The following is an 8992-nucleotide window of genomic DNA, read 5'->3' on the forward strand; positions in this document are numbered from 1 at the left end:
CTGGCCATCAGCCCCAATGGCTCGGCTCCCCCCGGTGCCGGGCTCGCGGTCTCCCCGCAGCTGGGCGTCCCCAACCAGACCGACGTGTTCAGTGTCGCCACCAACGGAGCCGAGCAGGTCTCATGGGTCCAGGGCGCGGGCCGTTGGGAGGGGCCGATGGCCATCTCGTCTCCGAACCTGGCCCCGGCGGGAGCGCATCTGGCCACCTCACCGCAGTTCGGCGTGGCCAACCAGACCGATGTCTTCGTGGTCGACATCAACGGGGCGCTCCGGGTGACCTGGGTCCAGGGCGCCGGCAGTTGGAGCGGGCACATGGCCATCAGCCCCGATGGCGCCGCCTCGGTGGGCGGACACCTAGTTGCCTCGCAGCAGTTCGGTGTCGCGAACCAGACCGACCTCTTCAGCGTCGTCGACAACGGCGCGGTCCAGGTCTCGTGGGTCGAAGACGCAGGGAAGTGGAACGGACCCGCCGTCATCTGACACCACAGCTCAGACGTCGAGCTTCAGCTGGCGGATGGGGCGAGCTGGTCTCTGGCAACTTGCGTCAGCGGAGACTCGTCGGGGACCGTGAGCTGTGACTCCGTACCCAGCGGCGACGACCTTCCGCTGGTTCGCAGCCGTGTGAAGGCTGATCGGGCCACTCTGCGACCCAGCTGATTTTCGCGTCGTACCTATTCAGAGGGCCGTTTCGCTTGCCCCTTACTGCCCGCAGCTCACCGACTTTTGCCGTTCGTTAGGTCACGTTGTGGTCACGCTTTGATGAGGGTAACCCGAGGAGAGGGTCGACGATCGCCCCAGCCGCCTTCGTGAATCACGGCATGGTCGATTCCCGGCGGAACCGCCGAAAGGACGTCCCTCAGCATCTGGCCTCTGGCCGTTGGGTAGTGCCCGCCGGGAACCAGTTCGCTACTGCTCCTGTCCCGGTAGCCGCCACACCCAGTTGTCGTCCAGTCAACCTGTCATCTCCCAATCCATCAGGTAGACCCCAAAGGGATCGAGCCAATCGATCATGATCGTGCCTTCGGGGATCCTCCTCTCGCGTGACCGGGCTGGTCGCCGCGGTCGGGTGTGTCCTTGCGGCGAGGCCGTCCTCGCGAGCGGAGCTCCCCGCTCCTGGCGGGACTCTATGGGCGGGGTGCTACACGCATCGGGGCCTGTGCGAGAAGCGGGTCGGTACTCTGGTGGCCATGGCCCGACGCCAGCCGACCACAGGACGGGTGGGCGTCCCGCTCCGCGCTCTCCTCGAGGCGCGACGTGACGAGATCAAGGCCATCGTCACCCAGCACCGTGGCCAGCGCGTACGAGTCTTTGGGTCCGTGGCTCGCGGTGAGGACCGGACCGGAAGCGACATCGATCTCCTCGTCGACTTCGAGCCTGACAGCTCGCTGTTCGATCTGCGCCACCTCAGCGAGGCCCTGAGCGATCTGCTCGAACACCCGGTCGACGTGGTCTCCGCCGGGGGCCTCAAGCCCCGAGACCGGACGATCCTCGACGAAGCTATCGAGCTTTGAGCCGGTCCGACCCGGACCGCGTAGCCGACATCTTGGAGGCGGCGGACGAGATCGCAGGTTTGATCGCGTCCGGAAGGCCCTCTGGGACTCGGACCGTATCCGGAGGTTGGCGGTCGAGCGGCTTCTCGAGATCGTTGGTGAGGCGGCACGAGCCATGAGCCAGGAAGGGCGGGAGCGCTTTCCCGAGGTCCCTTGGGGCGACATCGTCGACCTACGCACCCTCCTCGCTCACCACTACCAGCGCGTCGACCAGAACCAGGTGTGGGTGATCGCCACGACATCGGTGCCCGCGCTGGCGACCGCCCTTCGGGAGGGTCAGGGAAGTCCCTAACGCCTCTCATCGTCCATCTAGCGTCTGGGGTTGGTCGTCCAGGTCGAGCCCGGGCCGAGTTGAGCCATTTGGCGATCTGATCGGGATCAAACCTGATGAGGCGCATTTCAGGTATGGAATCCTGCGCTCAGCGACAAGTTGGCGCACGTGCCGGGGAGCGACCCCAAGGTGCTCTGCGAGCGTTGTGACGTCGAGCAGTCTGGGTAACGATGGGCAACCGTGAGCTGGTTGTCGTTGAAGAGCGATCCGGGCTACGTGTTTTTGCACGGCGACACGATGCGCCAGCAGGGTTGACAGCAACGTTGACGCCAGCGTTGACAGCGAGAGGTTTTTGGTCGCCGAGGCTTTGTCCCGGACCGCGCAGCGCCTGATCAGGAGGGTGCAACGCGTGCAACGCCCGGTCAGCCACGTGGCCGCCTCACGAACCCAGGGCGGTCAAGGGACGGGCAGCAGGTCCGAGTGAGGACACGGAGCGAGCGGAGCGAGCGCAGGCCCGCAACGTGCCCTTGACCGTCCGGGATGGCACTCAAACGACAATGGGAACGGCCAGCCAGAGACAAGACCGGCACCATGCACCGACTCCGGCGGTAGCGCGGGGCCACATTGGTGATGCAAGTGTGTAGGACGAAGAATGGCGCTTGGGCGAGTGGGGGTTGAAGGTGTCGCCAGCGCCGCACGAGAGCAGCTCTGGGCAGAGCCATCCCGACGTCGCCCTCGATCGAAGATCGGGGGTTGGGGTGACGGAAACCGGCTTCCCGAACGATGATCCGGATGTGACCGAGCAGGAGCTTGCAAGGGCCGGCCCGAACGCGAGGCTCCTCGAGCTGTACGAGCGCGCCGTGCCTCAGGTCTACGGGTACCTGCTGCCCCGGTGCGGGAGCATGGCCGAGGCTGAGGATCTCACGGCCGAGGTCTTCCTTGCTGCCGTGCGTCGCCCTCCCGAGGAGTTGAACATTGCCTGGCTGGTGGCGGTTGCACGCCACAAGCTGGTGGACCAATGGCGGCGGGACGAGCGCGACCGGCAACGGCTCGCTGCCCTTGCCGCCGAAGCCCCCGCCGAGGAAGACCCCTGGGACGCCCAGCTCGACTCCGCCCAGGCGCACCAGGTTCTGGCCGGCCTCGGTGGCCACCATCGGGCCGCACTCACCCTGCGCTATCTCGACGGGCTTCGTGTCCCCGACGTGGCCCAGCATCTGGGCCGCACGGTGCATGGCACCGAGGCGCTGCTGACCCGAGCCCGCCAAGCCTTCCGTCGAGCCTACGAGCAGGGAGAGGCCGGTGACTGATCCCTTCGAGGGCCTACGCCTGACGGACGCTCCGCTCGCCCCCCGTCCTGAGTTCGTCGCTCAGCTACGGCGGAGGATCCTGGCAACGATCACTCACGACCAACCTGACGAGGAGGAGCCAATGCTCACTGCTACAACGACCATCGACCGGGTCGAGCCCTACCTCTCGGTGGCCGACGCCTGGGCTGCCATCGAGTTCTACAGGCGGGCGTTTGGGGCCACCCTGATCGGCGACCCGATCGTCATGGCTGACGGGAGTATCGGTCACTCCGAGCTCGCCGTCGGCGACAGCGTGATCCGTGTGGCAGGAGAGCACCCTCCCGAGGGTGTCAGGCATCCCGTCACCCTGGGAGGCACGACGGTGCAGCTCTACCTCACGGTGGACGATGCCGACGCCGTGGTGGCCAGAGCACGTGAGGCAGGGGCTGAGGTTCTTCGTCCGGTGGCAGACGTCCATGGATCCCGAACCGGCAAGGTGCGGGACCCCTTCGGCCACAACTGGTTCGTCAGGACCCGGGTAGACCCAGGTTGACCTCCAGCGGCTGGCCGACTACACATCCAGCGCCCATAGGGCGGCTGCGTGTTCGTCACTGCCGTGCCCCAGCAAGGAGCAGCTCGGGCACGCCGTCCTGTATTGCCTACTCGCTGCCGCCTTCGCCGAGGTGTTCGTGAGGGCGGGTGTGGACTCGTCTCAGGCCGCGACCAGGCCGCAGGAGGCCGCGAAACACCGGTCAGTGGTGGTTACTGACGGTCACCTGCGACACGCGAATGTGCTGCAGAGCCACTTTCTTGCCGGAAGGCCAGATCAACGACATCGGCCCGACTGTTCCTCGAAACACGCCAGAACCCGGGTCGACCGCCCAGGCCGCGCACGTCGGTGCAGCCCTCCCACGCGAGCCGGCGATCCGCGACGGTACGCTCGCCCCGTCGTATGAACCACCTGCACGTCAGTGTCGTGCGCGGCGAGCATCTCGGCGCGTCATCAACATTCCGTCCGCAAGGCGTGCCCGTTCGAACGGGCACGGAGGGGTTCTCACGGTCATTAACTAAAACGTGGACACTCCAAAAACCCGCTCTGATCTGCACTTTTGGGCCCCAAACCCGGTGGAGGTGATCGGACTCGAACCGACGACTTCTACGTTGCGAACGTAGCGCTCTACCGACTGAGCTACACCCCCGCGAGAGCTCAGGATAGTCGAGGGCCTAGTCGCTCCCCGATGGGCCAGCACCGGTGGCGCGGTCGATGGCCTGTCGCAGGCGACCCTGGAGGGTGGCGGTGGTGACGTCGCCCCGGCTGCGCTCGAGGACCGCCCGCAGGGCGTCCACCGTCCGGCGCAGGCCGCCGGTGATGGCGTCGGGATAGTCGATCGTGACCAGCATGTCGTAGGCGTCCTCCATGGCCCGCAAGAGGCCCTCGGCCCGGTCGAGCTCGCCCTGCCGGAGTCGGTCCAGGAGGTGCCGGCGCAGCTCCGACGCCGCCTCCGCCAAGCCGTTGAGCCACGCAGGCGTCCCCACGGCCAGCTCGGCTGCGTCGGGAAGCGACGACCCCTCCACGAGGGCCGAGGTCAACCGGGCCTCGGCGTACTCCTTCTCGGCGTCGTGGAGGAACCCGGCACCGGCCAACGCCGGATGCGGGTGCAGCGCCTCCTGCGCCTCCCGCAGGTTCGCCCGTGCCTCCTCGGCCAAGCGGGCATACTCGTCGGGCTCGAGGCGGTGGATGGCCCGGATGGACCTCCCGCAGGCCCGGATCGTCCGCCGGCAGGCGGCCAGGCCGTCCTCGCGAGCCCGGTGGGTACGCTCCAGCGTGGCCCGCACCGCTTCCCCGAGCGCCAACAGCTCTTCCCCGCGCCCAGGGTGGGGCACCGGCTACGCCGACGTCAGTTCGCTGAGCGCCGCAGCACGAACGCAGGCTCGGGCTGGCGGTGTCGGTCGAGAAAGGCGACCTTGGACGACCGCTCGAGGGCGACGCTCCGCAGGTGCATCAGCGCCGCGAGATAGCTGAGCGTCAGCCCGGCGAGGACGGCGCTGAACCCCCATGCCATCCGCAGGCTGGGGACCGCACCCAGCAGGAACGTGAGGGTAATGGCGGTCAGCAGCGTCTTCAGCACCTCGCGCCTGCGCCTGAGCGTGTGCTGACGCGTCGCCCACGCCACCGGCTGCGCGGAGGATGCGACCGGCGCCCGGTCCGACACCATCGCCCTGGCCGGCACGTCTGGCCCCGACGGCGCCACCGGCCGCCGCGGCAACGCTGCGTGCTGGCTCGAATAGGCCATGCCGAGGCTGGCCCGCCGGGTCCGAGCCAGGACCCACAACTGGCGACGAAAATCCCCGACGGAGTCCGTCGAACGAACGGCCTCTCTGGTACGGAGAATGCTCGGGAGAAGAACCGCCACCCACATCGACGCCAGGATCAGGAGAACAATGATCGTCACTGTTCCTCGACCTACCTTCCTCACTTCCTGGCGACCCTAACCCAGGGCTCGCGCTGAACGGTGGATGGTAGGACGGCCCAGCAAAACTTCCGCCACTGCTCACTGACCCGAGCGCGCCCCCCTCAACACGTCGATTTGTACTACCCAATGAACCGCCACGCCAGGGGATCTTTTCGGCGCGTCGTATCGGACCTGTACACCGGCAGTTTTCCTGCCGTTAAATCCCGCCGAGCTCAGCCGTCGAGCGACGCCTGCGTCACCCCGTCGGTCCGCCGCCACGTCCCCGAGCGACCACCGCTCTTCTCCCACAGGGCGAGGTCGCCGACGGTCATCGAGCGGTCGCTCGACTTGCACATGTCGTAGATCGTCAGGGCGGCCACGGCACAGGCCGTGAGGGCCTCCATCTCCACGCCCGTGCGGTCCACCGTCTCCACCTGGGTCTCCACGCCGACATGGTCGTCACCGATGGTGAAGTTCACGTACACCGAGCCGACCAGCAGGGGATGGCACAGGGGAATGAGATCTGCCGTCCGCTTCGCCGCCTGGATGCCGGCGATGCGCGCCGCACCCAGGACGTCGCCCTTGGTCATGGCGTTGCTGGCCACCCTCGACGTGGTGTCGGGCTGCATGGTCACCTTGCAGCGGGCCAGCGCCCGCCGGTGGCTGGGCTCCTTGGGGGTGACATCGACCATGCGGGCCCTGCCCAGCGGATCGACATGGGTGAGGCCGCGGTCCGTCATGACGGCGAGTCTAGATTCATCCGGCGCTCCTGGTCGCCTGACCAGTCAGTTCGGCCGCCGCCGGGCCTGGTCGCTGGCGCGCCGGCGGCTGACGCCTCCGGCCGGCCTCCCGGGCCGGCTTACCCGCCGATCTGGCTCATGCTCCTCGGGGGCCGCACGAAGCTCGCCCGACCGATGTGGTGGCCCGCCCACTTGGTGCCCACGGCACGTTCGATGGCGGCCGCCAGGTCGTCGTCGGAGCCACCATTTCGCACAACCGTCCGCAGGTCGTGCTCGTCCAGCGCGAACAGACAGGTGCGGAACTTCCCCTCGGCCGTGATGCGCACCCGGTCGCAATCTCCGCAGAACGGCCTCGTGACCGACGGGATGACCCCGATCTCCCCCCCGCCGTCCACGTACCGGTACCGGGTCGCCGGCTCGGGTCCGTGGGGAACGGGCTCCAGGGGGTAGACGGCGTCGATGGCGGCCAGGGTCTCGTCCGCCGGCACCACCTGGTCCATCGTCCACCCACCGTCGGCGTCGAGCGGCATGAACTCGATGAAGCGGGGCTGCACCCCCCGCTCGCGGCCGAAGGTGGCGAAGTCGACGGCCTCGTCGTCGTTGACCCCCCGCATCATCACCGTATTGACCTTGACCGGGCTGAACCCTGCCCTGATGGCGGCCTCGATCCCGTCCAACACCCGGTCCAGCTGGTCCCGCCGGGCCATCTGGCGAAATCGCTCCGGCCGCAGCGAGTCACACGACACGTTGATCCGGTTCAGCCCCGCCCGCCGCAGCTCCCGCGCCACCAGCCCGAGCGTGGCCCCGTTGGTCGTCATGGCCAGGTCGACGCCCCGCCCCGTGGCCGGCACCCGCAGCCCGGCCAGCATCTCCACCAGCAGCGGCAGCCGGGCCCGCACCGTCGGCTCGCCCCCGGTGAGCCGGATCCCGTCGAAATCGAAGCGCTCCACGCACAGGCGGGCCACCCGCTCGATCTCCTCGAAGCTCAGCAGCTCCGAGCGGTCGAGCCACTGCATCCCCTCCTCGGGCATGCAGTACGTGCAGCTGAAGTTACAGCGGTCGGTGACCGATATGCGGAGGTCCCGCACGGTCCGCCCGAAGGGATCGACCAGCGGCTTGGGGGCCACGTCGTTCACCCCGACCATGCTAGGGGCCGGCAAGCCGTCGCACCGCGGCAGTTTGGCCGGGACGGGACGCCCGACGCCTCAGAGCTCGCCCAGCAGCATCGTGGTGACGCAATCCCCAGCGTCGATGCCTTCGCCGTCGGGTAGCAGCGCCAGGGCGTTGGCGAGCGCCATGGCCGAGAGCTGGTGAGAGGCCTGGCCGCCCGCGGATCGGAGGTGGAACCTCCCGTCGGAGCGGGGTGTGGCGATCACCCGGGCCAGGTGCAGCTTGCCGTCCGGACGCCGGCGCAGGCTTTCGTCGGCCACGGCCTCGACGTGGACGCGATCGAGCTGGTCGTGACCCATCATCGCCCTCAGCCCCGGTCTGGCGAACAGCTCGAAACTCACCATCGACGACACCGGGTTGCCGGGAAGGCCGAACACCGGACGGCCCTCGATGACCCCGAAGGCCAACGGCTTGGCCGGCCGGATGGCCACCTGCATCCATCGCATCGAGCCCGCGCTCAGCCGGTCGAGGACGACCTTCACGTAATCGAAGTCCCCCATGCTGACGCCCCCGCTGGCCACGACGGCGTCACAGGTCGGAAGCGCTGCTTCGACTGCCGACGTGATCGCCGCCTCATTGTCGGGGGCGATGCCGAGGTCCATCGGCACGCATCCGCTCCTGGCGAGCAGGGCCAGCAGAGCATGGCGGTTCGAGTCCCTGATCTGGCCGGGCTGGAGGTGCGCACCCCCCTCGACCAGCTCGTCGCCGGTGGACAGCACCCCCACCAGCGCCTGGGGGTACGCGGCCACGCTCGTGTGGCCGAGGGAGGCCACCACGCCCAGATGACCGGGGCCCAGGGCCGTGCGCGGCGGGAAGACCTCCTGGCCGGGAGCGATGTCGTCCCCGGGCAGCCGCAGGTGGTCGCCTGGACGCGCCGGCTGCTCGACGATCACCTCCGCCCCCTCGGTGTGGGTCCGCTCCACCATGACAATGGCGTCACAGCCGGGCGGGATGGGCGCGCCGGTCATGATGCGCATGGCCTGCCCAGCGCCGAGTGCCGCCGATGGGGCGGTCCCGGCAGCCACGGTGCCAACCACCGAGAGCCGCACCGGCGCTCCCTCGGTGTCGGCGGCCCGCACGGCGTACCCGTCCATCGCCGTGTTGGCGAAGGCGGGAACCGCCTCACGGGCGACGATCGCCTCCGAGCTGACGCAGCCCAGCGCCTTGTCGAGGGGGATCTGGCGTGGCACGAGCGGCGCGCATCCGTCGAGGACGAACTGGCGGGCCATCGCCAGGGGGATCACCGCCGGCCCCTCAGCTCTCGCCCTGCCGCGCCGCCAGGTCCGTGATGAGGCGACGCACGCCTGGTGCCAACTCGGGGCGCTCGAGGGCGTACTCGAGGTTGGCCCGGAGGTAGTCGAGCTTGTTGCCGGCGTCGTAACGGCCCCAGTCGAACGGGTACCCGTAGACCTTCTGGGTCTCGAGGAGCAGGCCGATGGCGTCGGTGAGCTGGAGCTCTCCGCCCTTGCCCGGCTCGACCCGGTCGATGGCGTCGAAGATCTCCGGAGTGAAGACATACCGG

The 8992-nt window shown here is 68.6% G+C and carries 11 protein-coding genes and 1 tRNA gene; 5 read left to right on the plus strand and 7 right to left on the minus strand.

Translation table 11 applies throughout. The annotated features are described in order from the left end of the window. From VGF64_00635 to VGF64_00655, 5 genes are all read left to right on the plus strand, one after another. Window positions 1-480, plus strand: a 480-nt coding sequence (locus tag VGF64_00635; GenBank protein ID HEY1633234.1) for a hypothetical protein, incomplete at its 5' end; no start/stop codon positions are given. Window positions 481-1187: 707 nt separating this feature from the next. Continuing rightward, a complete protein-coding gene (locus VGF64_00640; GenBank protein ID HEY1633235.1) occupies window positions 1188-1511 on the plus strand; it encodes a nucleotidyltransferase domain-containing protein in 324 nt (107 codons plus the stop codon). Further along, a complete protein-coding gene (locus VGF64_00645; protein HEY1633236.1) occupies window positions 1423-1842 on the plus strand; it encodes a HepT-like ribonuclease domain-containing protein in 420 nt (139 codons plus the stop codon). The genes VGF64_00640 and VGF64_00645 overlap by 89 nt, the downstream gene beginning before the upstream one ends. A 773-nt stretch (window positions 1843-2615) precedes the next feature. Beyond that, on the plus strand, window positions 2616-3128 hold the full coding sequence (locus VGF64_00650; protein HEY1633237.1) for an RNA polymerase sigma factor: 513 nt from the start codon (window positions 2616-2618) through the stop codon (window positions 3126-3128). Further along, a complete protein-coding gene (locus VGF64_00655) occupies window positions 3121-3660 on the plus strand; it encodes a VOC family protein (protein HEY1633238.1) in 540 nt (179 codons plus the stop codon). Before VGF64_00650 ends, VGF64_00655 begins: the two co-directional genes overlap by 8 nt. Before the next feature lie 573 nt (window positions 3661-4233). On the opposite strand, the gene VGF64_00660 is transcribed toward VGF64_00655, so the two are convergent. The 7 genes from VGF64_00660 to VGF64_00690 all read right to left on the minus strand — a co-directional run. Beyond that, window positions 4234-4306, minus strand: a tRNA-Ala gene (locus VGF64_00660). 25 nt (window positions 4307-4331) lie between these two features. Further along, window positions 4332-4961, minus strand: a complete 630-nt coding sequence (locus VGF64_00665; GenBank protein ID HEY1633239.1) for a hypothetical protein — start codon at window positions 4959-4961, stop codon at window positions 4332-4334. 44 nt (window positions 4962-5005) lie between these two features. Then, entirely contained in the window at window positions 5006-5560 is a 555-nt protein-coding gene (locus VGF64_00670) for a hypothetical protein (protein HEY1633240.1), read from the minus strand. A gap of 233 nt (window positions 5561-5793) precedes the next feature. Continuing rightward, window positions 5794-6300, minus strand: a complete 507-nt coding sequence (gene moaC, locus VGF64_00675; GenBank protein HEY1633241.1) for a cyclic pyranopterin monophosphate synthase MoaC — start codon at window positions 6298-6300, stop codon at window positions 5794-5796. 119 nt (window positions 6301-6419) lie between these two features. Then, window positions 6420-7436, minus strand: coding sequence for a GTP 3',8-cyclase MoaA (moaA, locus tag VGF64_00680; protein ID HEY1633242.1), 1017 nt, complete (start codon window positions 7434-7436; stop codon window positions 6420-6422). Between the two features lie 69 nt (window positions 7437-7505). After that, window positions 7506-8714, minus strand: a complete 1209-nt coding sequence (gene glp / locus VGF64_00685; GenBank protein ID HEY1633243.1) for a gephyrin-like molybdotransferase Glp — start codon at window positions 8712-8714, stop codon at window positions 7506-7508. A 10-nt stretch (window positions 8715-8724) separates the two neighbouring features. After that, window positions 8725-8992: UTP--glucose-1-phosphate uridylyltransferase (locus VGF64_00690; protein HEY1633244.1), on the minus strand; the 268-nt coding region annotated here is incomplete at its 5' end.

This window comes from Acidimicrobiales bacterium (assembly GCA_036491125.1).
Classification (GTDB): domain Bacteria; phylum Actinomycetota; class Acidimicrobiia; order Acidimicrobiales; family AC-9; genus AC-9.